This window comes from Psychrobacillus sp. FSL W7-1493 (assembly GCF_038004905.1).
GTDB lineage: Bacteria > Bacillota > Bacilli > Bacillales_A > Planococcaceae > Psychrobacillus.
Genome location: NZ_JBBOSB010000001.1, coordinates 2,622,432 through 2,648,032 on the forward strand (window position 1 = coordinate 2,622,432; position 25,601 = coordinate 2,648,032).

The following is a 25,601-nucleotide window of genomic DNA, read 5'->3' on the forward strand; positions in this document are numbered from 1 at the left end:
TTATCCTACAAGATTAACGATTTTTTGAGCACCGTCTGCCATTGAATCTGCTGCAACAATATTGATGCCTGATTCATTTAATAATTTTTTACCTAAGTCTACGTTTGTACCCTCTAAGCGAACAACTAATGGCACTTGAAGTCCAACTTCTTTTGCAGCAATGATAACACCTTCTGCAATTACGTCACATTTCATGATACCGCCAAAGATATTAACAAAAATACCTTTTACATTTTTGTCAGCTAAGATAATTTTGAATGCTTCTGTAACCTTTTCAGCTGTAGCACCGCCCCCAACGTCCAGGAAGTTAGCGGGTGAGCCGCCGTAGTAGCTAATTGTATCCATTGTTGCCATAGCTAGACCTGCTCCATTAACCATACATCCGATGTTTCCATCTAATGAAATATAACTTAAGTCATATTTAGATGCTTCGATTTCCTTCGCATCTTCTTCATCATAGTCACGTAACTCTAAGATATCCTTGTGTTTGTATAAAGCATTACTATCAAAGTTAAACTTAGCGTCTAATGCTAATACATTGTCATCTTCAGTTACAACTAATGGATTGATTTCAACGATAGAAGCATCTTTTTCATTGTAAACTTGGTAAAGACCAAGCATAAATTTAGCTGCTTTATTTACAAGTTTCGCTGGAATATTCATATTGAATGCCATTCTACGAGCTTGGAATCCAGTTAATCCTACTACAGGATCGATTTCTTCATAGAATAATTTTTCCGGAGAATTTGCCGCTACTTCCTCGATATCCATTCCGCCCTCTTCAGAGCCCATTAATGTTACACGAGAAGTCGAGCGATCTAATACTAAACCTACATAATATTCTTTTTTAATTTTACTACCTTCTTCGATAAGTAGACGCTTGATCTCTTTACCTTCTGGTCCTGTTTGGTGAGTTACTAAAACCTTACCTAAAAGCTCTTTTGCATATTCACGTACTTCGTCTAAATTCTTTGCAATTTTAACCCCACCAGCTTTACCGCGTCCACCTGCGTGAATTTGGGCTTTAACAACAATAACGTCAGAACCTAATTCCTTAGCGGCCTTCACTGCTTCTTCTGGTGAAAAAGCAACGATTCCGTTAGAAACTGCTACGCCATATTGTCTAAGGAGCTGTTTACCTTGATATTCATGGATATTCATTTATACATCCTCCCTCAAACTTATGTCACTATTTGCTACCTCTATCATTGTAATAAAGCTGTCACAAATTGTCCATAAAAGTATTATAACTACAAAAAACATAGAATATTCAATCTTTAGAAATCGACAATATACTTCCTATTTAACTAAAATATGTGTTCAAAATAAGCTTGTACAACACCGATTTACAAAAAAGATGATTTTCTATCCGTAGCTTCTAAATCTTTTATAGAACTTTCTCTTGCATAATCTATTCTGTGATAAAAAGGACAAAATATTACTTCTCTCCTCTTTCTTTATCTACCCTATACACAAACGCAAAAACCTCTGCAACCGCCTGATAAAGTTCTTCGGGTATGGATTGGTTAATATCTAGCTTTCCTAGCAGTTCTACTAGGCTAGCATCCTCTTGTATCGGTACAGAATGTTCCAATGCCTTTTCTAATATATTTTCTGCTATTTTCCCTTTCCCCTTAGCTACTACAGTAGGAGCATCCGATTGACCTGGTTTATATGTTAAGGCGATAGCTTCTTTCCTTTTATATTTTCCCTCTGTCATATCCTAATATCCACTCCTTGCTCTTTGGAAGAAGAAGAGTTATTTGGCCATAAGCTCGACATTTTTTGTTGTGCAAAGGTTTTTATAAAAATTCCAGATAATTGATAACCAGCGGTAGCCAGTCCATCTTTTAATGTAGCTTTAAACTTATTCGCTATCGTTTCAATTGTCTGATCATCATTGAAGAGATTAATTGTTACAATTTTATTTTGAACTTGCATGTCTATTACTGTTTCCCTAAGGGAATCTAGTTGAAGATAAAAAATTATTCGGGCAAAATCCGAATCTATTTTCCCATCTTCTTTCATTCTCCCATTCCATTCAAGGGTTGCATCCATTCGTTTACCTAAAAATTCTAAAGGAACTTGCATTAATAATTGATGTTGGGGACCATTTTCTCCCGAAAGGAGCTGCAAACCATTCATCCGACTAATAATCGATTCGGCTCCATCTCTGACAATAGCCGATATATTAGGCATTTGTAGTAACTCTACAAGTTGCGGTTTTAGCTGGCTTGCCAGTTGGCGCACTTCGTCTTTCCCACTCGCTAAACTTCCCTCATAACTAAATCCAAGCATTTTTAGAGTTTCTTTCATTGCCATTTCAAAGGCTTTACCATCTAGTTGACTTAGTACTGTTTGCTCTGCTTGGTTTCTATATTGCATTAGGGATGAGTCCTTACTAAGATTGGTTACTTGCTCTAAAGCTTGATTAATAGAATTCATAGTCATTCCTTTTCCCAGTAATGAAACTAAATGGTCTTTTGGGGTAAAACCATTTGCATCTACTTTAAAAACTGCCTGTTGGCTTTGCTCAGAAAAAGCTTTAACTAAAGAATGAGCTACTATATTAGGTTTTGCTTCTCCATCTTTAATATTCATTAAAACTTGTTCCTTTTGAGATGATGAAAGTAAAGGCTGGTTTTGAATCCAGCTTCGCAACTGCTCAACAACCAGTTTATTTTCTATATTTGGCTGCATTAATTTGCTAATGATTTCTCCTGCCGTTTGTTTTAATGCTGGGTTATTTGAAATTGGCACCGGATTATTCAATGTCGCCTCAGTAGGTAAGATAGAAGCGGTTATAAGCTGTTGTAATATAGGTAAACGAATAGCAGATGGAAGCTGTGTATTTAGAAGAGTTTGTAGTTGTTTACCTAATAGAGCACCCGCTACAGGAAGATGAAAAGGTTCTCCTATCTTCTGTAGGTTTTGGACAATTGCTTCTTTTTGTGATGGAGAAAGTTGTCGTTCCTGCTGTAATGCAGTTTTCAAATTAGTTATTAGTGAAGGAAAACCAGTAGTAGTTTTACCACTCAATAAAGTATCAAACATTTTAGACGTCATTGGAATTTTTAACTCTATCATTTTTTGAATTGCTTCTAGTCCTCCTTTTAAAGTGGCATTAGGAGGTAAATTCTTAATAAGCTGTTCAGCCTGTATAAGTATTTCCTTAGAGATAGGTAATTGTTCTTTTATAAAAAATTGAATGATTGCCTGCATCTCACTTGATTTACTTAAATTCATCGCCTGGAGCAATTGCTGAGACTGATGTGCAAGTGAATTTCCTCCACTTAAGGGACCAGTCACAACTTTGAGCTGAATTTCTGGTGCTGCCTTTGTTACTTGAAAGAAATGAGCATCCCCAGTTTTTAAAGGGGTTTCAAGTTTTGCGATTATCTTTTGGTTCCCTATTTGAACTTCGGCCGTTTGATTTGGGAATAGGTTTTTAATTGTTCCATGTATGACTTGTCCTTCTTTCATAGGTGCTGATACCTTCGATGAAATAACATTTGGTGCGTTGGATTGGATGGACGAAAAAGAAGGTCCACTCATACTTTCACCTCGCTTTTTAATATAGATTTAATCGGTTCAAAAGTTTTTCGATGATGCTCACTTGGACCATGCTGCATAATCATTGCTATATGTTCCTTTGTACCATAGCCTGCGTGTTTATTGAAAAGATAGACAGGATACTCCTCGTGAAGTTTATCCATATATTCATCTCTTGCTGTTTTTGCCAAAATAGAAGCAGCTGCAATTGCTAAACTTTTAGCGTCTCCTTTAATAAGGGAGTGATTTTCTATATGTATTGGTAGTTTCATAGCATCTACCAATACAACACTCGGTTGGATTTTTAAGCTAAGCACAGCTTCTGACATCGATTGTTTTGTTGCTTCATATATATTTAGCGTATCAATTTTTTCAACTGATTGAAAATGTATGAAGTAACTAATAGCATTCTCTTTTATTTTCAAAGCTAATTCATTTCTTTTTGCTCTGGATATTTGTTTAGAGTCATTTAATCCTATTAAGTTACTTGTATCTTCTCTTAAAATAACCGCGGCAGTCACAACTGGACCTGCTAGCGGTCCCCTTCCGGCCTCATCTACGCCCGCTATTAGTCCACTTCGATTAACATCAAAACTTTTATCAAACATTACCTTCTCAATATGAGCTTCTTTTTCTAGTTTTTGGACTTGTTGTTTTCTCTTCCAGCTTTCCAATAATTTCTTTGCTCCAGCCCGTTGATCTTCTTCAAGTTCTTTAAACCAGTCTTCTGTGCCATCTGCAACTATTAATTTTTCTTTTATTTCTTGTAAACGTAACAATATAATCACTTCAGCTTTCTTTTGCTTTATGTATGTATCGGTTAAAAATATTATAAATCGAGAAAACCCTCTTTACCAGAAGGTAAAAAGGGTAGAATTTTTTCACTCATATTCATCTACAAAATCGAAGGTCAGCTTACCTAATTGCTGATTTCTAATATCACGAACAATTAGCTCAGCCACTTGATCATAGTCAATTTCACCGCCAGATGCAAAACATCTTCTAAGTTTACCAATATGATCAAAAGTGTCTACTAAATCCTCACTAACTTCTTTAATATTGTATCGTTCTTCCATCCTCTTTGGATAATGTTCTTCTAAAAAACGTAGACCATATACCGCTAAGTCTTCCATATTAGTAACAGTATCCTTAATAGCACCAGTTAAAGCAAGCTTATAGCCTATTAATTGGTCTTCAAATTTTGGCCATAAAATACCTGGTGTATCTAATAGCTCTATTTCTTTTTCTACTTTAATCCATTGCTGTCTTTTGGTTACCCCTGGCGTGTTTCCAGTTTTAGCAATATTCTTTTTGGCAAAGCGATTAATTAAAGTAGATTTTCCAACATTCGGAATTCCTACAATCATTGCTCTAATTGGTCTAGGTTTAATCCCGCGTTCTTTCATACGGTCCCATTTAGGCTTTAAAAGCTCTTTAGAGGCTTTAAAAACCGCTTGGAGTCCTTTCCCTTCCAAAGAGTTAATCGCAACAGTAGGGTGCCCTTTTGACTCGAAATAAGCTATCCATTTTTTGGTTTGAATATCATCAGCCATATCCACTTTGTTTAGAATAAGTAGCCTCGTTTTTTGATGGACTACCTCATCTAACATAGGATTTCTTGAAGACAATGGTAAACGTGCATCTATCAGTTCAAAAATAATGTCTACAAGCTTTAGATTCTCGGTAACTTCTCTTCTTGCTTTGGCCATATGACCCGGAAACCATTGTATTGTCATATTGCACCTCCTTCTTAAAGCACTAGCTATTTTCTAATAGCCGGGAAGAAGAATCACCTTCTTACGCACTACTTTGGTTATTTTACAAAACCAGCCTCACCAATTGGCCAAAATACTAAATTTGTTTTCCCTATAATTTCATCGATTTCAATTAAACCGATCATTCGGCTGTCTTTACTGTATAAGCGGTTGTCTCCCATAACGAAAACATATCCTTCTGGGATTTTTTTGTCTCCAGTGATACTTTCAAGCGTAAAGTCCCCAGTTAATGTTCCTTCTGTTAACTCGCTCTTTTTTTGTTCTAAATAAGGCTCAGCAACTTCTTTTCCGTTAATGTAGAGCTGGTCGTTTTTATACTCGACATGATCGCCAGGAAGCCCTATTACACGTTTTATATAGTTTTTCTGCTCAGGAGCATGAAAAACTACGATATCAAATCGTTTTGGTTCACCGACCACGTAACCAATTTTATTCACTAACATACTATCCCCATTTTCTAAGGTCGGCATCATAGATTCTCCGTCCACAATTATAGGGGTAAATAAAAAGAGTCGAATTAATGCTGCAAGTCCAAAAGCTATTAATAAAGCTTTCGACCATTCCCATAACTCATTCTTTTCTTTTTGTGCTTGTCCCATTCACTTGCCCCCTTTATATACTCTTATATTGTACAAGGAAAATGTAAGAGTGGCAAAATAAAATCGTCTAAATTCAGTATATATAGAGAAAATATCTAAAATAAAAGGCTATGTTAAAGGGTAGGGGTGATTTTTGATGCAATGAAATCTTAGATCAGAGAGTAAAATTGATTTTTCGCCCCAACCGGACGCTTTCCTCGGGGTGAGCGATAAGCCATCACCCATCGCTAACGCGCGTGGTTGTGACGACTTATCTGTCTCACTCATCCCGTAGGAGTCGCCGTCTGGCCGCTCCAATCAATAAATGGAACAGCTTTAGCATCTATAAAGCATTAAAAAAATTTACTCGCATAAACAAAGCTAAAAACTGTCACCAACCCCAATTTCACAATCTATTTATGTTCTTAATAGCCATTTTGAAAGTTCCTTTTTTAATGTTTACAGTCACTATAAAAAAGAATTGTTAGTCAAAATCAACCAATAACTTTAACAAAGCTAAATAAAATGATCGTTGGAGATGTTTTCTTAATCCCTTTTATAAAAATCACAATCAATCTCAAAGATAACTTTCTATACGCTTCCCAATTAGTATATGTATTTAATTTCTACTCTTGGCCGATGCGTTCTGTAAGGGCTACGATTAGTCTTCCCCCACTTTGCTAACAATGACGATTACCACTTAAAAAAATAGATAATCTATATACTTCTCTTAAATGCAATAATTATCCACAAAGAAAAAAATGTTGCAGCAAAAGTGAGATCACTTTTTCCTGCAACATTCACATCAGGCAATTTTGCCTTACTTACACTATTAGCGACGCTCTTTAATACGAGCAGCTTTACCGCGTAGTTCACGTAGGTAGTACAATTTAGCACGACGAACTTTACCACGACGAATAACTTCTAGGTTAGCAATTTTTGGTGTGTGTACTGGGAAAGTACGTTCTACACCAACACCGGAAGAGATTTTACGAACTGTAAAAGTTTCGCTAATTCCGCCTCCACGACGTTTAATTACAACACCTTCGTACATTTGGATACGTTCGCGAGTTCCCTCAACAACCTTAACGTGTACACGAACTGTGTCACCTGGGCGGAATGTAGGAAGATCTGTACGTAATTGATCTTTTGTGATTTCTGAAATAATGTTTTGCATCATTTTCTCTCCTTATATAGAATGCTCTTACACACATAGCTGTTGCAGCGGAACACCCAAAATCAGTACTTCACATAAAAGTACATAGTAAAATATATCATATTGACTGGCTATATGCAATTATAAATTATAACTCTTTTAATTGAAGCATTCTTTTTTCAACATCTGTTAGTTCTGCATTTTCTAGAAGGTCTTTCCTTCTTTCTAACGTTCGTTTTAAAGACTGCTCTCTTCTCCATTGATCGATAGCTGCATGGTTTCCAGACAGCAATACATCTGGAACCTTGTAGCCGCGATATTCTACTGGTCGAGTATAATGTGGATGCTCTAGCAAGCCCGTAGAAAAAGAATCTTGCTCATGGGAAGCAGCCTTGCCAAGAACATTGGGGAGTAATCTCACAACACTATCTACTACAGTCATAGCAGCTAATTCTCCACCGGTTAAAACAAAATCTCCAATTGAAATCTCGTCTGTAACTAAATGCTCCCTAATTCGCTCATCGTAGCCCTCGTAATGACCACATATAAAAACAAGCTCCTCTTCCTTCGCTAATTCCTCTGCTTTTTGCTGATTAAAGCGTTCTCCTTGGGGGCAGAGCAATATAATCCGTCTGTTCCCACTAGAGCTTGGAGGAAGAGCCTCAATGGCGTTAAAAATAGGTTCTGGCTTTAATACCATCCCTGCCCCACCACCATAGGGATAATCATCAACCTGATGATGCTTGTTACCAGAATAGTCTCGGAAGTTTACTACATCAATCGATACCTCATTTTTATCCTGCGCTTTTTTCAAAATAGATGAGTTGAACACTCCCGTGAACATCTCTGGAAAAAGCGAAAGAATATGAATTTTCATCATGACAATAAACCTTCCAGTACCTCAATCGTGATTTCTTTTTTATCCACATCTATTTTTTTCACTACATCCTCAATATATGGAATATAGTGTGTCTTCCCTTTGTCCGGCTGCACAGTCCATACGTCATTTGCTCCAGTTTGAAGTATTTCAGTAACGGTTCCAATTGTCTCACCCTCGGTAGAAACAATTGTACAGCCAATAATTTCATGATAGTAGTATTCATTTTCTTCTAACTCTGTTAGATACTTCTCAGATACTTTTAACGTTGCATCACGAAAGCCTTCTACATCTTTCAGTAAGGTATAACCGTCAAAAGTTAACAAATCAAAATTTTTATGCTTACGGTAGCTTGTAATTTTAACGATGATTGGTTTAGATCCATCTTTTTTAAAAAGACCAAGCTCATTTCCTACCTGATAACGCTCATCTGGAAAGTCCGTAGTAGAAATGACACGAACCTCTCCCCAAATTCCGTGGGTATTGACGATTTTTCCAACATTGTACCATTCCATTGAATAAATTCCTCCTATCAAAAAAGGAAGAACAAAGTGTTCTCCCTCTTCTCATATTACATTTACCTCTTTAGAATTTCTTCCCTGAGGTATTAGCTTCACAAGTGAAGTTAATCTAATATATCGACATATGTTTTCTTTTGGTGACTGCCTGCTGCTGAGTAAACAATTGTACGAATAGATTTAGCTACTCGGCCTTGTTTGCCAATTACTTTTCCCATATCTTCAGGATGAACAGAAAGTTTGTAAACTATACGGTTTGCACTTTCGTCCTTTACCACCTGAACTTTGTCTGGATAATCAACTAATGGTTTAACGATTGCTTCGATCAGCTGCTTCACAATGTCCCCTCCGATTATTTGCCGAGTTTTGCGTTATGGAATTTTTCCATGATTCCTTGTTCAGAGAACAAGTTACGTACTGTGTCAGATGGTTTCGCACCATCTTGAAGCCATTTTAACGCTAATTCTTCGTTAATTTTAACTTCTGCTGGTTTAGTAAGTGGGTTGTAAGTACCTACTGTTTCAATTTGACGACCGTCACGTGGTGAGCGAGAGTCTGCTACTACAATACGATAGAAAGGAGATTTTTTAGCTCCCATACGTTTTAAACGAATTTTAACTGCCATTTTTATTGCACCTCCGAATAGTTTCACACAAGATAGTATATTATCAAGGTTTTAAATGTTTGTAAAGTGTTTTTTCTTAACACCTTATTTTTTTAAGGAAAATTACTTAAAAAGAGAATCAAATCCTGGCATTTTCATCTTTTTCTTTCCTTTTTGTTGCATATTTGTCATTTGCTTCATCATCTTTTTCATCTCTTCAAATTGCTTTAGAAGTCTATTAATGTCTTGAATAGATGTTCCTGACCCTTTAGCAATTCTCTTTTTTCGAGCTCCGTTAATAATTTCAGGGTTAGTTTTCTCCTGCGTAGTCATTGAATAAATAATGGCTTCGACACGATCCATTTGCTTCTCATCAACTTTCGCATTTTCTAATCCCTTAATTTTATTTGCTCCTGGAAGCATTTTTAAAATCTCGTCAAGAGGTCCCATTTGCTTCACTTGGCTTAACTGCTCCAGGAAATCATCGAACGTAAAAGATTGCGTACGGAACTTTTCTTCCAGTTCCTTCGCTTTTTCTTCGTCAACATTAGCTTGAGCCTTTTCGATTAAGGACATCATGTCTCCCATGCCTAAAATTCGGGATGCCATGCGTTCTGGATGGAAAGTCTCTAAAGCATCCATTTTTTCACCCATACCTACAAATTTAATAGGTTTTTGAGTAATGGAACGGATTGAAAGGGCTGCCCCACCGCGTGTATCACCATCTAATTTCGTAAGTACGACCCCTGTTATACCAATAGAGTCATTAAAATTGTTAGCTACATTGACCGCATCCTGCCCTGTCATTGCATCTACAACCAAGAACACTTCGTCCGGCTCTTTTAATGCACGAATATCTTTAAGCTCTTGCATCAAAGTTTCATCAATGTGTAAACGACCAGCTGTATCGACAATCACTACATCATAATGTTCTTCCTTTGCATGCTCAAGACCCTGCTTCACTATTTCCACAGGAGAAATGTCCGTACCCTTTTGGAATACTGGTAAGGAGAGTTGTTTTCCAATCGTTTCAAGCTGCTTCACTGCTGCTGGACGATAAATATCCGCAGCAATTAACAAAGGCTTCTTGTTATACTTTTTTCGAAGTACATTTGCAAGTTTACCAGTAGTGGTGGTTTTACCAGCACCCTGTAATCCGACCATCATAATAACAGTAGGTGGTCTTGAAGAGAAAGCTATCTGGCTCTGCTCGCCTCCCATTAGCTGCGTCAATTCATCTTTTACGATTTTAATGACCTGTTGACCTGGAGTTAAGCTTTTCATCACTTCTTGCCCTACAGCCCGTTCAGAGACGTTTTTAACAAATTCTTTTACCACTTTTAAGTTAACGTCCGCTTCCAGTAGTGCATAACGAACTTCACGCATCATTTCTTTAACATCAGCCTCAGAAATTTTGCCTTTACCTTTGATTTTCTGAATCGTCCCTTGGAGACGCTCAGCTAAACCTTCAAATGCCATGCAAGCTCGCCTCCTAATCCCATTCTTTTAATTGCTCAATGAGTTGAGTCAGTTCTTCTGATGATTGTTCATTTGCTATTTGCATAAGCTGTTTAGTCGTTTCTTGTCTTTTTTCGAATTTGGAAAAAAGATTTAACTTTTCTTCATACTCTTCCAGCATCATTTCAGTGCGACGTATATTGTCATAAACAGCCTGTCTGGATATATTATATTCCTCTGCAATTTCGCCGAGTGATAAATCATCTAAATAATAAAGCTGCATATAGCTTCGTTGTTTATCTGTCAATAAAGCTTGGTAAAAATCGAAGAGAAAATTCATACGAGTCGTTTTTTCAATCATTCCCATCTCTCCTTACCATGAATGGTTCATCTAATAGTTTATAAAGACTAGCTTTAACTGTCAAGTAAAATTACTTGTCTTCTAATGTTTCTTCTAGTTCTAACCCTTCAGCAAATAATCCATATACATATTTTTCTGCATCAAATGGCTGTAGGTCATCCATTTGCTCTCCGAGACCAACAAATTTAACTGGTATATGCAGCTTATTTCGGATAGCAAGTACTATACCGCCTTTTGCAGTACCGTCAAGCTTTGTTAACACAATTCCAGTAACATTGGTCACTTCTTTAAAAGTCTGTGCCTGAACAAGCGCATTTTGTCCTGTAGTGGCATCTAATGCTAACAATACTTCATGCGGAGCATTAGGCACTTCTCTAGTAATAACTCGGTGAATTTTTTCCAACTCATTCATCAGGTTTACTTTATTTTGCAAACGACCCGCTGTATCACAAATAAGCACATCAGCTTTTCTGTTCTTGGCAGCACGAATAGCATCATACATAACAGCAGCCGGATCCGAACCCTCTGCCTGTTTTATAACCTCTGCACCTACACGATCGCCCCACACTTGAAGTTGATCAATAGCACCTGCACGGAAAGTGTCCCCAGCAGCAAGCATTACTTTTTTTCCTTCTCCATTTAAACGATGAGCAAGTTTACCGATAGTAGTTGTTTTACCAACTCCATTAACACCGACAAATAAGATAACTGTTAGTCCTTCTTCTTCGATGTGAAGCTCTGTTAAATCCTCATCACCAGCCTCATAGATCTCAACAAGTTTTTCAGAAATAACAGATTGAATTCCGGCAGTATCTTTAATATTTTTACGCTGAACCTCAAAACGCAATTTGTCCATTAACTCCACTACGGTTTCAAATCCAACATCTGCTTGAAGCAAAATTTCTTCAAGCTCCTCAAAGAAATCCTCATCTACCTTACGATATTTTGCAACTAAATCATTTACTTTAGAAGTAAATTGATTTCGAGTTTTCGATAGTCCTTCTTTAAATTTATTGGTAATCGAAACTGTTTCTTCAGCCTCTGGTGTAGAGCCCAACATTTTTTCTTTCATTTTTTTAAAAAAGCTCACAGTAGAACCTCCTATTTAAGTGACTAATTCTTCTTCTAATTTTACAGATACAAGCTTGGAAATCCCAGATTCCTGCATAGTGATACCATACAGTACATCTGCCCCCTCCATCGTACCCTTACGGTGTGTAATGACGATAAACTGCGTATCATGACTAAATTTCTTTAAATAGTCGCTATAACGCGTTACGTTTGCCTCGTCTAAAGCAGCTTCCACTTCATCCAGGATACAGAAAGGTACCGGACGAGTATGAAGAATTGAAAACAACAAGGCAATAGCGGTTAACGCTCGTTCTCCACCCGACAATAAAGAAAGATTCTGTAGCTTTTTGCCTGGAGGCTGTGCCACTATGTCTATCCCCGTATCCAACATGGAGGTAGGATCAGTTAAAATTAAGTCTGCCTGTCCGCCACCAAATAACTGTCTAAACACTACCTTAAAGTTTCTTTGAATGTCATTAAACGTAGATTCAAAGCGTATAGTCATTTCTTCGTCCATCTCTTTAATAACCTCATGCAATGTATCTTGAGCAGAAAGCAAATCCTCTCTTTGTTCTGTTAAGAACGAGTGACGTTCGCTGACTTGCTCGTATTCCTGTATAGACCCTAAGTTAATAGGTCCCAGCTCTTCTATAGAACGTTTTAATAGTTTTACTTTTTTGCGAGCAAGCTCCTCATCCATGTCAAAAGGATAGTCTCGCTTTGCTTCATCCAGGGACATTTCATACGTCTCTTCTAGATGTGTTTGAAGTGAATTAGTTTCCACCTCCAGCTTGCTCAACCTTAGTTCTAATGCACGCTCGTCGTTAGAAAAGATACTTAAATGTTGCTGTAGCATCTTTAATTGGCCTTCAGATTCGTTAACTCTTTGAGAAAGTCCAATTCTTCTCTCTTTGTCCGTCGTTATTTGCCCCTGTAAATAATCTTTTTTCTGTTTGTTAGTGGCAATCATTTGGTCAATTTGTTCTGGAGATGGACCTGTTTGGTCATCATTCTCAAACCAGCTGATTTCTTTTTCTAAAGTACCAACTTTTTGAACACAATATTGAATATCCTGTTCCAGCTGTTTCTTTTCTTTCTCTTGTTGCGTCACTTGCTCATTTACTACAGCAATAGAGGACAACAGTTCGCCAAGTTCATTTTGTACTTTATCTTTTTCTTGCATAGACTGCTGTTTTAACAGTTGCAGTTGATCAATAGTTTTTTGAATGGAAGCTAACGATTCATTTATCTCCGAACTACGCTTAGCTGTTTGTTCTTTTTTGCGAACTAGATTCTCATGCAGGTTATTCTTTTCAGTTTGAACCTCATCAAATTCAAGCAAGCGATTGGTTAAACGAGAAATTATAGCTCCACATTCTCTGTCTTCTGACAATAGTTTATGCTCTTCTTCTCGCAAAGCTTCCCCAGAGAGACGCGCTTCCTCTAATGCAATTTTAATCTGTTGAACTTGCTGTTTTTTATGAGCAACTGATTTTTCTGCTTGATGTACGGATTGTTCTAGCTCTACAAGCTTATCATTTAATTGCTCTAACTCAGCTTTTCGTGTAAAGACAGATGACTGTTGTTTTACAGACCCCCCTGTCAAGGAGCCTCCTGCATTTACAACATCACCGTCAAGTGTTACGAAACGGTATCTAAATTGAAGACGTGCCGCCATTTCGTTAGCGCCCTTTAAATCTGTTGCAATAATAATATTACCTAGTAAACTTTCAATGATTATTTTATAGTCTCTATCGTAATTCACAAGCATGTCTGCCGTATTTACAAAAGATGGATGTTCCTTGATCGGAGACAGCGTCTGCTCGTTCAATTTACGCGACTTCATAACCTGAAGTGGAAGGAAGGTAGCTCTTCCAACTCTTTTCTTTTTCAGCCAATCAATAGCCATACGTGCATCCTGACTAGTATCAGTAATAATATGCTGAGACTGCTGACCGATAGCTGTGTCAATTGCATTCATATAGTTAGATGGAATTTGAATTAGTTCAGCAACTGCACCATGAATCCCTTTGAGCTCTTTTTTATCACGAGCAACTAATACTTCCTTAACTCCCTGGAAATACCCTGAAAACTCAGATTCAAGCTCTTGTAAGGAATCCTTTCTAGCCTGCATTTGATGCTTCATTTGATAGGCTTTTTGAAGCAACGTTTGCTGTTCTTCATAAGAGGCTTCTAAATGGTCCGATGATTCTCGCTTTGTTTTAAAGTCCTGCACCTTTTGTGCTAAGTCTTTCTGACATGCTTCCAGCTGCTTTTCTATCTCTTTTTTTCGATTTGTAAGCTTTTCTAACTCGTCTTTGATCTCCCGATAATCTTCAATAATTTTCTCAGAAGACACTAGTTCAAATTGAAGCTGCTGTTCCATATGCTTCATTTCATTCTTCATAGTTGCTTCTTCATTTAACAAATCAATGTAAGTGCCCTTCAAAGTTTCGATTTCCTCTTCAACCTCTGAAGCTGACCTACTAAGAACATGATCGATTTGTAATTTTTTTGCTCGAAGTTCTTTTAATGACAGTTTCTTTTTAGAGCTAGAAGAAATATTTTCTTCTAGCTGTTTTTCAAGTACTTGAAGTCTCGTCTTTTCTTCTTCCAAAGCTCTTCTTAGTTGCGATATTTGCTGACTAGCATTTTGTTTTTTCTCAGCAAGCAACAGTTTTCTTCCCTCTAGACGTTCTAATTCAGAACTTACCTCAAGTAACTCTGTCTGTTCCTTGTCTAGCTTTTCATCTGTGGAACTAATGGTTCTTCTTATGGATAAAATATCTGACTCTGCATTACTTATCTTCGTCAATAGCGCCGTTTTTTGCTCTTCTATTTGTTGAAGCTGATTATGTAACTCTGTACTTTCTTGTACAAAAAGATTCAAGTCATGAGCAATAACTGCTATTTCAATATCCTTTAGTTCTGTAGACATCTCTAAATAATCTGTAGCAAGAGATGATTGAATTTTGAGTGGCTCCATTCGACCATCTAGTTCATGGAGAATATCAAGCACTCGATTTAAGTTATCATCCGTTTCTATCAGCTTAAATTCTGCTTTTTTCTTACGTTGTTTATACTTAAGGACGCCGGCGGTCTCCTCAAATATCGTTCTTCTGTCTTCAGGTCTGCTATTTAGTATTTCATCAACACGTCCCTGTGAAATAATAGAGAACGCTTCTTTTCCAAGACCGGAATCCATAAATAAATCTATAATATCTTTCAATCTACACGTTTGCTTGTTTAGAAGATATTCACTATCTCCTGATCGGTAAACCCTTCTCGTAACACTTATTTCAGTAAAATCTAATGGAACACGACGATCAGAATTGTCCAATATTAAGGTAACCTCTGCAAAGTTTAATGCCTTTCTTGAATCGCTCCCTGCAAAGATAACATCTTCCATCTTTGTTCCACGAAGTGATTTGGCAGATTGCTCACCTAGCACCCATCTGATTGCATCTGTAACATTACTCTTCCCACTACCGTTCGGACCTACAACTGCAGTTACTCCTGGGACAAAATCTATCCCAACTCGGTCTGCAAATGATTTAAATCCTATAATTTCTAATCTCTTAAGGAACAACGATTATTCCCCCTGTTCTTGATCCTTTATTGCGAGTATCGCTAGTCTAGCTGCTTGTTGCTCTGCTTCTTTTTTAGAACGTCCTATTCCGACGCCAAGTTCCGTTGTATTTAAAATAACACGCGAAACAAAGGTACGGTTATGTGCCGGACCCTTTTCTTCTACAATTTCATAGCTAAGTGCACCATTGTTTTTTTGTTGAATGACTTCTTGTAGTTGGCTTTTATAATCCATCACATGCGAAAAAGCACCGACTTCGATTTTAGGGAAGACAATCTTTTCCAAAAAGGAAACGACTACCTCTAATCCTTGATCCAAATATAATGCACCGATAAATGCTTCGAATACGTCCGCTAAAAGTGCCGGTCTTTCACGTCCGCCAGTTAACTCTTCTCCTTTTCCAAGGAGCACATACTTACCAAATCCTAATTCGTTTGCAAACACAACTAAAGAAGGCTCACAAACAATCGCTGCTCGAAGCTTTGTAAGCTGCCCCTCACTCATTACCTCGTATTGCTGGAATAAGTATTGAGAAACAGATAATTCTAATACGGCATCTCCTAGAAACTCTAAACGCTCATTATCGGTGAAAAATTTACGTCGATGCTCATTCACATAAGATGAATGGGTAAAGGCTTGATACAATAATGTTGGATTATTGAACTCGATTTCAAAATGACTTTGAAATTTTTGAAACTGTTGTTTAACACTCTCTGGGAACCCCGTTTTTTTAGGGTGGTTGCTTTTTCTATTTACTTTCATCCTGATCTGCCTTTCTTACTTAACATCTATCTGTTTAAGTTTACCTGTTTCTATAGCAATGTGCAAAAAGAAATAGAGACGCTTTTAATTATTCATACGAATAGTAAAAACGTCTCTGTTGCTATTTAACTTAATTCACCTTTATATAAAGAGTATATATATAAAGGTGACTATTTAATATTAGCCTTGCTTGCTTTCAATATAGCTAACTGCGTTACCCACAGTAGAAATATTCTCCGCATCCTCATCCGAAATTTCCATATCGAACTCATCTTCAAGCTCCATAACTAACTCCACTACATCTAGTGAGTCAGCACCTAAATCATCACGGAAAGATGCTTCTAATTTTACTTCGCTCTCGTCTACACCTAGACGATCAACGATTACTTTAGTTACACGTTCTAAAACTGTTGACAAATTTGTCACCTCCCCTCAATGATTATACAAAAAACTTTTAGTCTATGAAAGGCTATTTCACATGAAACCTAAATACTTATATCAGATCGTGCTTATTAAGTTACAGATGGGCATTACATATACATACCGCCATTAACATGAAGCGTTTGCCCAGTAATATAATTAGCATCCTCTGATGCCAAAAATGCTACTGCTTTTGCTATATCTTCAGGATTTCCAAACTTCGCTAAAGGAATTTGGCTCAACATTTGACTTTTAACTTCTTCAGGAAGAGCATCCGTCATATCAGTAGTTATAAATCCAGGCGCAACCGAGTTAACAGTTATATTACGACTCGCTAATTCTTTAGCAGAAGATTTCGTTAGTCCAATGACACCAGCCTTAGCCGCAACATAATTAGCCTGTCCAGCATTTCCAGAAACTCCAACAATAGAAGTTATATTAATAATACGACCATTTCGTTGTTTCATCATTTGTCTCGTAACAGCTTTTGTGCAGAGAAATACCCCTTTTAGGTTCGTATTCAATACATCGTCCCATTCCTGTTCCTTCATGCGCATAATTAGATTATCACGTGTGATACCAGCGTTGTTAACTAAAATATCAATAGATCCGAAAGCTTCTAAGGTTTGCTTGACTAAACTTTGAACGTCTTCCGCCTGGTCAATATTAGCTTGAGCAGCAAAGGCACTTCCTCCGCGCGCTTTTATTTCTTCCACAACAGCTTCTGCTTTCTCCTTGCTGCCACTATAATTGACTACTACCTTAGCTCCCTCGTTTGCTAAGTAAATAGCTATATCCTTACCGATTCCACGAGAAGCACCTGTTATAATTGCAGATTTGCCTTCTAATTTACCCATTGATAACCTCTCCTATTTCCGTAATGGCTTGCTGGAAGGAAGCCTCGTCATATACACAATAAGTTGTAACAGATCGATCTATTTTTTTTACTAAGCCACTCAGCACCTTACCTGGACCACATTCAATAAAGACATTGACACCAAGATCAAGCATTTGTTGAATCGATTCTTCCCAACGAACGGGCGAATATAACTGTTCGACCAATAGGGACTTCACGTCCGCCGCATCCTCTACAGGAAGCGCCGTAACATTAGAAATTACAGGAGGTTTTGCTGTTGAAAGTTTAATAGAATTGATTGCCTCATCTAATTTATGTGCAGCAGGTCTCATTAATTCAGAATGGAAGGGACCACTCACAGTTAAAGGAATTGCTCTTTTAGCCCCTGCTTCTTTCGCTTGTTCAGAAGCTTTTTTGACTCCTTCTGCTGTACCAGAAATAACAATTTGACCAGGACAATTAAGATTAGCAATTTGCACAATGTCACCAGCTTGCGTAACCTTCTGAGTTACCTCAGCTAAAGAAGTAGCATCTAGTCCTAAGATGGCTGCCATTGTTCCTTCTCCTGCCGGTACAGCTTCATTCATGAAAAGACCACGTCTATGAACTAATAATACAGCATCCTCAAAACTAATTGCCCCAGAGGCAACTAAAGCAGAATATTCTCCCAAGCTATGCCCAGCTGTATAATCTGGAGTAATTCCAGCCTCGATTAATAATTTTGCAATCATTGTACTGGTTGTAAGTAAAGCAGGCTGTGCATGGTAGGTTTTAGTCAGCTCCTCAGCTGGTCCATTCAACATAATATCTGATAAAGAAAAACCTAATTTTTGATCTGCTGATTCATAAATCTTTTTACTTTCACTGTTGTTTTCAATTAGCTGTTGTCCCATCCCTACTGATTGAGACCCCTGTCCAGGAAATATAAAAGCAATTTTAGTCATCGGAAGATTCCTTTCTTAATGTAGTGTAAATAATCTCAGAAACATTATTTTCTACCATTGTCCGTGCTTGTCTTATCGCATGAAAAACCGCTCTGCTATTAGAGGAACCATGTGCTTTAATAACTGGAGCCTTTAATCCAAATAGACCAGCTCCACCGTACTCAGAGTAATCCAATTTATTTTTAATACCTTTTAACTGATCTTTTACTAGCAACGCTGATATTTTTGTTTTTGTCGATGTATTAAAAGCTTCTTTCAACAAGGTAAACATCGCCGCGGCCGTACCTTCAATCGTTTTTAATACCATATTGCCTGTAAACCCATCTGTTACTACTACATCTGCTACGCCATTTAAAAGATCTCTAGATTCAACATTTCCTATAAAATTCACCGGTGTCTCTTTCAACAGTAAAAACGCGGCTTTTGTAAGCTCATTTCCTTTTTTGTCTTCGGTTCCTATATTCAGTAGGCCAACTCGAGGGTTTTTAATACCACGAACTTTTTCTGCATACACACTTCCCATTACAGCAAATTGCTGTAGATGTTCCGGTTTGGCATCTGAATTTGCACCAAGGTCAAGCATTACAAACCCTTTCCCGTCTATTGTTGGGAGGGTGGGAGCAAGCGCTGGACGATCTACTTGATCTATCCTACCAACTACAAAAAGTCCCGCTGCCATTAGAGCCCCCGTGTTACCCGCAGAAACGCATGCATCTGCTTCGCCATTTTTCACCGATTCAGCCATTTTAACCATCGAGGAATTTTTCTTTCTACGAATAGCTCTAACAGGCTCATCAGTTCCTTCAATCACTTCATCGGTATGAACTACGGTCAAGCGGTCATGCTTAGTTACAAGTGATTCTAACTTACTTTCATCACCATATAAGATAATATTCAAATCGTCAAAAGCTTCTAGAGCCTCATAGGCTCCCTTTACTATTTCATGAGGGGCGTTGTCTCCGCCCATTGCATCTATCGATATTTTCATTTTTACACACCTTTTTACTTCATAGTTTCTCTATACATATTAAATTCTCCAACAAAAACAGTCTCATTTTCTACCTTACTTGTAACTTGAATAACTGTATTTTTCTTTTCAGTGTCATTAGATAGGACAACTGCTTTTGCAATAACACGATCACCGACTTTTACAGGCTTCACAAATGTAATATTAGATTTTCTAGTTAAGGCCAGTTCATCATTAATAACAGCTACAGCCAATGAGTTTGCTTGTGCAAAAAGATGATGTCCTCGTGCAATACCATTCCTTGCAAACACATGGTCCTGCTTAATATCTAATAGTGATATTGCCTGTTTGTCTAAATCTATATCTATAATTTCTCCAATAACCTCATCAATTGGGAGAGACTTTACCTCTTCTTCAAAATTATGAGCTGCAACTGATTTAATCCTCTCACGCAATTCTGGGATGGATAGCTCCATTCGATCTAATCGTATGGTTTGCACGCTTACATGAAAAGTTGCCGCCAGGTTTTCATCTGTTATAAAAGGGTTTTTATCTAGCGTTTCTAGTAAAAGCCTTTGTCTTTCTTTTTTAGTATATTTCAAGCTATTCACCACCATTTTAGCACTTGGTACTAATATCAGTATATAAACAATAAAAAAAGAATGCAAGAAATGATTTAGTTCATCCTTGCATTCTTTTTAATCAATTCTTTCCCCATCTAATGCTTTAGAGTCAACCAAGGCATTCCGTAGACCTTCCATTTCATCGGAATTCCAAAAGTGCTCAGATTCCAATAAACGCTCGGCATCTATTTTCGCTGTATTTAATGCACGATAATCATGAACTAGATCTGCTATTTTAAACTCAGGCAATCCACTTTGTTTTTTCCCAAAGAAGTCACCAGGTCCTCGTAGCTCTAAATCTTTTTCTGCCAAGACAAAACCATCATTCGTCTCTGTCATGGACATCATTCGTTCCTTCCCTTCTTCTGTCTTAGGATCAGCAAGAAGGATACAGTACGATTGGTGTTCTCCGCGCCCAACCCTACCACGTAGTTGGTGTAGCTGTGCTAGTCCAAAGCGCTCTGCATCAAATATAATCATAAAGGATGCATTAGGAACGTTTACTCCGACCTCAACTACCGTTGTCGAGACTAATACTTGAGTATGCCCCTCGGTAAAATTCCTCATCACTTCATCTTTTTCGTCCGGATGCAACCGTCCGTGCATTAAGCCAACCGAATAATCTTTTCCGAGCTCATAAGACATCATATTATAAACATCCACCGCATTTTGGACGTCTAGCTTCTCAGACTCCTCAATTAGAGGGCAAATGATGTAGGCTTGTCTGCCATTAGCCAACTCTTTCTTAAGGCGACCTAAAAGTTTAGGAAGCTGATCTTCCTTCATCCAATGAGTATCAATGGATTTTCTTCCTGCCGGCATCTGATCAATAACAGAGACATCCATTTCCCCAAACGCTGTTATGGCTAAGGTCCGCGGAATAGGTGTCGCTGTCATAAAAAGTACATCTGGATTTTCTCCTTTTTCTTTTAAAACTCTTCTTTGAGCCACACCAAAACGATGTTGTTCGTCAGTAATAACTAAACCAAGATTTTTAAATGAAACATCAGGTTGAATCAACGCATGTGTACCTATGAGTAAATCAATATTACCGGCAGCTAAATTTTCTAGCACCGTTCTTCTTGCCTTTTGCCTAGTAGAGCCAGTTAATAGCGCGATTCTAACACCAATGGGTGAGAGCCACTCATCTAGTGAAGCTGCATGTTGCTCCGCCAAAATTTCCGTCGGAGCCATCAAAGCACCTTGGTAACCCGCCGTTATAACTGCATACAAACAGATTGCAGCAACTACAGTTTTCCCTGAGCCTACATCCCCCTGCAAAAGTCTGTTCATTCGATTAGGTGCCTTCAAGTCACGACAAATCTCATTAACTACTCTCTTTTGAGCATCAGTCAACTCATAAGGTAAGGATTCAATTAGTTTTTTTACTCGCTCATTATCAAAAGAAACGCCATTTCCAACATTTTGTTCTTTTCGTACCTTTTTAATGGCCTGCATCTTCAACTGGAAGTTAAGTAACTCCTCGTAAACAAACCGTCTTCTAGCATTTTTGGAATGTTCAACATCCTGCGGGAAGTGAATTCCCTCGAGAGCCTCCACCATTTCAGGCAATTTATACATCGAGCGGATAGACTCCGGCAAAGGATCCGTGATATCCCCTTTTAACTCATCTAACGCCTGTCTCATAAATCTCCTAAAAACTTTCTGGCTAATGGAGCCTTTTAACGAATAGACAGGTTCAAAATCCTGTTGGTCTGTCTTTGGTCCTTCTGAGAACGTCGAAACATTAATAACTTGTCGTCCTCTATCCCATTTACCAGTAACGGTAATTACAGAACCTGGAGTTATTTTGGATTTCAAATAAGCTTGATTGAAAAACACGGCCTTGATCAGATGCTGGCCAGCCAACAATCGAACCTGCAACCTCGATTTATTTTTCCCTAAAAAAAGAAGAGAAGGTTCACTTTCGACCCTTCCTTCCACAGTTACTCTCTCGTTATGGGCGCTTTCTGCTAGGTTTTTTAACCGAAAATCCTCATGCCTATAAGGAAAGGTCATTACTAAATCATCAAGTGTAACTATCCCTAACTCCTCTAAGGCTTTAGCAGTTCCTGCCCCTACACCCTTTAGAGAGATAACTAAATCGCTCCCCTTATTTTCCACTGCCGACCACAGCCCCACCAAAGATTTTAGCTTCTAACCATTTTCCTGTAGGTGTAGCTGCTAAGCCTCCTTGAGCAGTTTCTTTTAATGCTGTTGGCATCGTTTGGCCAATTTTATACATAGCATCTATTACTTCATCACAAGGAATACGACTTGTTACTCCCGCAAGTGCCATATCTGCTGCCACTAAGGAATTAGAGGCTCCCATAGCATTTCTCTTCACACATGGTACTTCAACTAGCCCTGCAACTGGATCGCATACTAATCCAAGCATGTTTTTTAAAGTAATAGCAAACGCCTCAGCGCTTTGAGAAGGACTTCCTCCAGCCATTTCTACTATTGCTGCAGCAGCCATCCCTGCCGCTGATCCTACCTCGGCTTGGCAACCACCTGCTGCTCCAGAAATAGAAGCATTATTAGCTACAACGAATCCAAATGCTCCAGATGTAAATAAATATCTAATCATCTGCTCACGAGTTGGGTTCAGCTTATTTTTCACCGCAAATAAAGTTCCTGGGACTACTCCTGCCGAGCCCGCTGTCGGTGTAGCGCAAATAGTTCCCATGGCCGCATTTACTTCATTTGTAGCTACAGCTTTACTTACAGCATCAAGCATCAGTTCTCCAGTAAGAGAATTTCCCTTTTTCATATAAGCTTGCAAAAGAACAGCGTCGCCACCAGTTAATCCAGAAGTGGAACGAACTCCCTTTAGTCCCTTTTCCACTGCTTCTTCCATAACTGTCAGATTACGATCCATCTGTGACATGATTTCTTCACGAGTGCGTTCTGTAATAAGAATTTCTTGTTCTATCATAATCTCAGATATAAGCTTATTTTCTTTTTCAGCTTTTTCTACTAATTCTCGCACATTACGAAATAAGACTTCCATCATAACCCTCCTTAATCTACAATTCTCGTAACCTTCGTTATGTTAGGTAGAGTTGTAATTTCATCTAAAATATCTTTACTCACATTTTGATCCACTTCAATTACCATCAAAGCCATATTTCCTTTCTCTTTTCGAGAAACTTCCATATGGCCGATATTAATATTGTGCTTAGCTAAACAATTGGCAACGCTTGCAATACATCCCGAACGGTCATTGTGAACAACTAATATCGCAGCCAAGTTCCCTGACAATCTTAACGGAAAACCATTTAGCTCTGTTATTTCCGTTTTCCCGCCACCAATAGAAATACCAACCACCGACATTTCACGTTCGTCGTCTCCTAATACAATTCTAGCTGTATTCGGATGCTCAGTATGTCCTGTTTCAGGTATAAACTCATAGGACAGACCGACCTTTTCTGCTTCACTAAACGACGTTTTAATACGCTCATCAAAGGTATCATAGTCCAATAAGCCACCGATGATTGCCACATCTGTACCATGGCCTTTATATGTTTCAGCAAAAGAGCCATAGAGATGGATTTTTGCCCAAGTAGGTTGCTTTCCAAATAAATCTCTTGCTACCCTTCCTATTCGTGCTGCTCCAGCAGTATGGGAAGAGGACGGTCCAATCATAACGGGTCCAATAATGTCAAAAACAGACTTAAATTTCATTTGACAGACCTCACTTTCATGTTGATATTTCTATTTTACACTTTTAGGGAACTTTAAACAAAAGTATTGTACGAAAGGATTATATAGAACTCTAAAATTTCTTGCTAAAAAAAAAGCGTGGGATTTCTCCCACGCGGAGTATTTCTAGTTTTATTCTACTGATAAAATATATGGGTACAATGGTTGTTTACCGTTATAAAGCTCTACTTCCACATCTTCGAAGTTCTCTTCAATAAACGAAGCAAATTTCCCAGCTTCCTCTTCCGTGACATCTTCTCCGTAAATAACTGTCACTATTTCAGAATCCTCGTCAATTAATTCTTTTGCCAACTTAGTGGCAGCTTCCACTCTAGATGGCTGTGAAAGTATAATTTTCCCTTCAGCTAGAGACATAAAATCATCTTTTTTGATCTCTACACCGTCAATTGACGTATCACGTACAGCAAAAGTAACTTGACCAGTTTTCACGTGAGCAAAAGCATCGGTCATATTCTTTTGGTTTTCTTGAACAGTCGCTTGAGCGTTAAACGCTAAAATTGCTGCCATTCCTTGAGGAATTGTTTTTGTAGGCACCACCGCTGCCTCAATTCCTAGAACCTCTGCAGCTTGTTCAGCAGCCATCACGATGTTTTTGTTATTAGGAAGGATTAGTACACGCTCAGCTCCTACAGACTCAATCGCCTTTACAATGTCTTCAGTAGAAGGATTCATTGTCTGACCACCTTCTATCACAGCTGAAGCTCCTAGACTCTTCAATAATTCAGCGACACCTGTTCCCATTGCAACTGTTACTACTGCATAAGGATGAACTTCTGCTTTCTTAGCAGTATTAGAAGAATGACCTTCGCCTACGATATCTGTATGCTGTTGGCGCATATTTTCAATTTTAATTTTAATTAGGTCCCCATATTGTTGACCATAAGTTAAGACTTCACCTGGTGTTTCAGAATGGATATGAATTTTAGCAATCTCATCATCGGAGATAACTAAAAGTGAATCACCATATTCGCTTAAATCATTACGGAAGTCATTTTCGATAAAGGCTTTCTTGCCCTCTTCAAAACGGACCATGAACTCTGTACAGAAACCAAATTCAATGTCAGCAGTATCCATATATCCTTGAACACTTTTATGATGCTCAGCACTAACCAAATCGTCCATAGAGGAACTAATTGTTCTCTCAGGAAGAGCTTCTCCCTTTAAGCTTGCAAGGAAACCTTCATAAACAAATACTAGGCCTTGTCCGCCACTATCAACTACGCCTACTTCTTTTAAAACAGGTAGTAAATCCGGAGTTCTGTTTAGTGATAGTTTAGACTCTTCTACAACAACTGCCATTAGTTCTGATATATCTGTAATCGTTTCACTAGCTTCCACTGCTTTTTTAGCTGAATCTTTTGCTACAGTTAAAATAGTGCCTTCAACTGGCTTCATAACAGCTTTGTATGCTGTTTCTACTCCATACTGTAAAGCTTGGGCAAATTGTTTTGCATCTAGGGTAGCATGCTGCTCAATCGACTTTCCAAAGCCTCTAAAAAGTTGCGATAAAATAACTCCAGAGTTTCCTCGAGCACCCATTAGCAAACCTTTGGACAATGCTTGAGCTGTTTTGCCAATATGCTCACTAGTATGAGCAGCTGTCTCTTTAGCCCCTGAAGTCATTGAAAGATTCATGTTTGTGCCTGTATCACCATCGGGTACAGGGAATACGTTTAATGCGTCGACATAGTCAGCGTTTTGGAAAAGATGATGTGCTCCCATCTTGACCATATCCGCAAATTGATTACCATTGATTGATTTCAT

The 25,601-nt window shown here is 38.1% G+C and carries 25 protein-coding genes; all 25 read right to left on the reverse strand.

The window, feature by feature from the left end:
• Entirely contained in the window at positions 1–1,161 is a 1,161-nt protein-coding gene (gene sucC / locus MKX96_RS13370; RefSeq protein ID WP_340884091.1) for an ADP-forming succinate--CoA ligase subunit beta, read from the reverse strand.
• Positions 1,162–1,438: 277 nt separating this feature from the next.
• Complete coding sequence (locus MKX96_RS13375; RefSeq protein ID WP_340884093.1) at positions 1,439–1,720, reverse strand: EscU/YscU/HrcU family type III secretion system export apparatus switch protein; 282 nt, start codon at positions 1,718–1,720, stop codon at positions 1,439–1,441.
• Entirely contained in the window at positions 1,717–3,555 is a 1,839-nt protein-coding gene (locus MKX96_RS13380) for a hypothetical protein (protein WP_340884097.1), read from the reverse strand. The genes MKX96_RS13375 and MKX96_RS13380 overlap by 4 nt, the downstream gene beginning before the upstream one ends.
• Positions 3,552–4,331 (reverse strand): ribonuclease HII, encoded by a 780-nt coding sequence (locus MKX96_RS13385; RefSeq protein WP_340884098.1) that lies wholly within the window; start codon positions 4,329–4,331, stop codon positions 3,552–3,554. The genes MKX96_RS13380 and MKX96_RS13385 overlap by 4 nt, the downstream gene beginning before the upstream one ends.
• A gap of 102 nt (positions 4,332–4,433) precedes the next feature.
• Positions 4,434–5,288 carry a ribosome biogenesis GTPase YlqF gene (ylqF, locus tag MKX96_RS13390; RefSeq protein ID WP_340884101.1) on the reverse strand — a complete coding sequence of 285 codons (855 nt, stop codon included), beginning with the start codon at positions 5,286–5,288 and terminating at the stop codon, positions 4,434–4,436.
• Positions 5,289–5,365: 77 nt separating this feature from the next.
• Positions 5,366–5,926, reverse strand: coding sequence for a signal peptidase I (gene lepB, locus MKX96_RS13395; protein ID WP_169358576.1), 561 nt, complete (start codon positions 5,924–5,926; stop codon positions 5,366–5,368).
• A gap of 811 nt (positions 5,927–6,737) precedes the next feature.
• Positions 6,738–7,082 (reverse strand): 50S ribosomal protein L19, encoded by a 345-nt coding sequence (rplS, locus tag MKX96_RS13400; protein ID WP_169358710.1) that lies wholly within the window; start codon positions 7,080–7,082, stop codon positions 6,738–6,740.
• 127 nt (positions 7,083–7,209) lie between these two features.
• Entirely contained in the window at positions 7,210–7,938 is a 729-nt protein-coding gene (trmD, locus tag MKX96_RS13405; RefSeq protein ID WP_340886047.1) for a tRNA (guanosine(37)-N1)-methyltransferase TrmD, read from the reverse strand.
• Positions 7,938–8,453: a ribosome maturation factor RimM gene (rimM, locus tag MKX96_RS13410; protein WP_340884104.1), complete on the reverse strand. Its 516-nt coding sequence runs from the start codon at positions 8,451–8,453 to the stop codon at positions 7,938–7,940. Before rimM ends, trmD begins: the two co-directional genes overlap by 1 nt.
• Before the next feature lie 110 nt (positions 8,454–8,563).
• Positions 8,564–8,794 carry a KH domain-containing protein gene (locus MKX96_RS13415; RefSeq protein WP_169358574.1) on the reverse strand — a complete coding sequence of 77 codons (231 nt, stop codon included), beginning with the start codon at positions 8,792–8,794 and terminating at the stop codon, positions 8,564–8,566.
• Positions 8,795–8,808: 14 nt separating this feature from the next.
• Complete coding sequence (gene rpsP, locus MKX96_RS13420; protein ID WP_053590001.1) at positions 8,809–9,081, reverse strand: 30S ribosomal protein S16; 273 nt, start codon at positions 9,079–9,081, stop codon at positions 8,809–8,811.
• Positions 9,082–9,183: 102 nt separating this feature from the next.
• Positions 9,184–10,539 (reverse strand): signal recognition particle protein, encoded by a 1,356-nt coding sequence (gene ffh / locus MKX96_RS13425; RefSeq protein WP_340884109.1) that lies wholly within the window; start codon positions 10,537–10,539, stop codon positions 9,184–9,186.
• Between the two features lie 13 nt (positions 10,540–10,552).
• Positions 10,553–10,879 (reverse strand): putative DNA-binding protein, encoded by a 327-nt coding sequence (locus MKX96_RS13430; RefSeq protein ID WP_169358572.1) that lies wholly within the window; start codon positions 10,877–10,879, stop codon positions 10,553–10,555.
• 70 nt (positions 10,880–10,949) lie between these two features.
• The gene (gene ftsY, locus MKX96_RS13435; RefSeq protein ID WP_340884112.1) at positions 10,950–11,969 is read right to left on the reverse strand and encodes a signal recognition particle-docking protein FtsY; all 1,020 of its coding nucleotides are present in this window, start codon (positions 11,967–11,969) and stop codon (positions 10,950–10,952) included.
• A 15-nt stretch (positions 11,970–11,984) separates the two neighbouring features.
• Positions 11,985–15,539, reverse strand: a complete 3,555-nt coding sequence (gene smc, locus MKX96_RS13440) for a chromosome segregation protein SMC (protein ID WP_340884114.1) — start codon at positions 15,537–15,539, stop codon at positions 11,985–11,987.
• Between the two features lie 3 nt (positions 15,540–15,542).
• Positions 15,543–16,301 (reverse strand): ribonuclease III, encoded by a 759-nt coding sequence (gene rnc, locus MKX96_RS13445; RefSeq protein WP_169358569.1) that lies wholly within the window; start codon positions 16,299–16,301, stop codon positions 15,543–15,545.
• A gap of 180 nt (positions 16,302–16,481) precedes the next feature.
• On the reverse strand, positions 16,482–16,718 hold the full coding sequence (gene acpP / locus MKX96_RS13450; RefSeq protein WP_169358568.1) for an acyl carrier protein: 237 nt from the start codon (positions 16,716–16,718) through the stop codon (positions 16,482–16,484).
• Between the two features lie 113 nt (positions 16,719–16,831).
• Positions 16,832–17,578 carry a 3-oxoacyl-[acyl-carrier-protein] reductase gene (gene fabG / locus MKX96_RS13455; RefSeq protein WP_340884122.1) on the reverse strand — a complete coding sequence of 249 codons (747 nt, stop codon included), beginning with the start codon at positions 17,576–17,578 and terminating at the stop codon, positions 16,832–16,834.
• On the reverse strand, positions 17,571–18,521 hold the full coding sequence (gene fabD, locus MKX96_RS13460; RefSeq protein WP_169358566.1) for an ACP S-malonyltransferase: 951 nt from the start codon (positions 18,519–18,521) through the stop codon (positions 17,571–17,573). The genes fabG and fabD overlap by 8 nt, the downstream gene beginning before the upstream one ends.
• The gene (plsX, locus tag MKX96_RS13465; RefSeq protein ID WP_340884125.1) at positions 18,514–19,509 is read right to left on the reverse strand and encodes a phosphate acyltransferase PlsX; all 996 of its coding nucleotides are present in this window, start codon (positions 19,507–19,509) and stop codon (positions 18,514–18,516) included. Before plsX ends, fabD begins: the two co-directional genes overlap by 8 nt.
• 14 nt (positions 19,510–19,523) lie before the next feature.
• Positions 19,524–20,090 (reverse strand): transcription factor FapR, encoded by a 567-nt coding sequence (gene fapR / locus MKX96_RS13470; RefSeq protein WP_298472327.1) that lies wholly within the window; start codon positions 20,088–20,090, stop codon positions 19,524–19,526.
• A gap of 96 nt (positions 20,091–20,186) precedes the next feature.
• Positions 20,187–22,235, reverse strand: a complete 2,049-nt coding sequence (gene recG / locus MKX96_RS13475; protein ID WP_340884128.1) for an ATP-dependent DNA helicase RecG — start codon at positions 22,233–22,235, stop codon at positions 20,187–20,189.
• Positions 22,225–23,124 (reverse strand): L-serine ammonia-lyase, iron-sulfur-dependent, subunit alpha, encoded by a 900-nt coding sequence (sdaAA, locus tag MKX96_RS13480; protein WP_340884130.1) that lies wholly within the window; start codon positions 23,122–23,124, stop codon positions 22,225–22,227. The genes recG and sdaAA overlap by 11 nt, the downstream gene beginning before the upstream one ends.
• A gap of 11 nt (positions 23,125–23,135) precedes the next feature.
• Entirely contained in the window at positions 23,136–23,798 is a 663-nt protein-coding gene (gene sdaAB / locus MKX96_RS13485) for an L-serine ammonia-lyase, iron-sulfur-dependent subunit beta (RefSeq protein ID WP_169358561.1), read from the reverse strand.
• 150 nt (positions 23,799–23,948) lie between these two features.
• On the reverse strand, positions 23,949–25,601 hold the full coding sequence (locus MKX96_RS13490) for a DAK2 domain-containing protein (protein WP_340884135.1): 1,653 nt from the start codon (positions 25,599–25,601) through the stop codon (positions 23,949–23,951).

What these genes read in the sequence shown, in the direction of transcription:
- sucC (WP_340884091.1), bottom strand. Translation starts at nt 1,161, where the DNA reads ATGAATATCCATGAATATCAAGGTAAACAGCTCCTTAGACAATATGGC.
- MKX96_RS13375 (WP_340884093.1), bottom strand. Translation starts at nt 1,720, where the DNA reads ATGACAGAGGGAAAATATAAAAGGAAAGAAGCTATCGCCTTAACATAT.
- MKX96_RS13380 (WP_340884097.1), bottom strand. Translation starts at nt 3,555, where the DNA reads ATGAGTGGACCTTCTTTTTCGTCCATCCAATCCAACGCACCAAATGTT.
- ylqF (WP_340884101.1), bottom strand. Translation starts at nt 5,288, where the DNA reads ATGACAATACAATGGTTTCCGGGTCATATGGCCAAAGCAAGAAGAGAA.
- lepB (WP_169358576.1), bottom strand. Translation starts at nt 5,926, where the DNA reads ATGGGACAAGCACAAAAAGAAAAGAATGAGTTATGGGAATGGTCGAAA.
- rplS (WP_169358710.1), bottom strand. Translation starts at nt 7,082, where the DNA reads ATGCAAAACATTATTTCAGAAATCACAAAAGATCAATTACGTACAGAT.
- trmD (WP_340886047.1), bottom strand. Translation starts at nt 7,938, where the DNA reads ATGAAAATTCATATTCTTTCGCTTTTTCCAGAGATGTTCACGGGAGTG.
- rimM (WP_340884104.1), bottom strand. Translation starts at nt 8,453, where the DNA reads ATGGAATGGTACAATGTTGGAAAAATCGTCAATACCCACGGAATTTGG.
- rpsP (WP_053590001.1), bottom strand. Translation starts at nt 9,081, where the DNA reads ATGGCAGTTAAAATTCGTTTAAAACGTATGGGAGCTAAAAAATCTCCT.
- ffh (WP_340884109.1), bottom strand. Translation starts at nt 10,539, where the DNA reads ATGGCATTTGAAGGTTTAGCTGAGCGTCTCCAAGGGACGATTCAGAAA.
- MKX96_RS13430 (WP_169358572.1), bottom strand. Translation starts at nt 10,879, where the DNA reads ATGATTGAAAAAACGACTCGTATGAATTTTCTCTTCGATTTTTACCAA.
- rnc (WP_169358569.1), bottom strand. Translation starts at nt 16,301, where the DNA reads ATGAAAGTAAATAGAAAAAGCAACCACCCTAAAAAAACGGGGTTCCCA.
- fabG (WP_340884122.1), bottom strand. Translation starts at nt 17,578, where the DNA reads ATGGGTAAATTAGAAGGCAAATCTGCAATTATAACAGGTGCTTCTCGT.
- fabD (WP_169358566.1), bottom strand. Translation starts at nt 18,521, where the DNA reads ATGACTAAAATTGCTTTTATATTTCCTGGACAGGGGTCTCAATCAGTA.
- plsX (WP_340884125.1), bottom strand. Translation starts at nt 19,509, where the DNA reads ATGAAAATATCGATAGATGCAATGGGCGGAGACAACGCCCCTCATGAA.
- sdaAA (WP_340884130.1), bottom strand. Translation starts at nt 23,124, where the DNA reads ATGGAAGTCTTATTTCGTAATGTGCGAGAATTAGTAGAAAAAGCTGAA.
- sdaAB (WP_169358561.1), bottom strand. Translation starts at nt 23,798, where the DNA reads ATGAAATTTAAGTCTGTTTTTGACATTATTGGACCCGTTATGATTGGA.
- MKX96_RS13490 (WP_340884135.1), bottom strand. Translation starts at nt 25,601, where the DNA reads ATGAAATCAATCAATGGTAATCAATTTGCGGATATGGTCAAGATGGGA.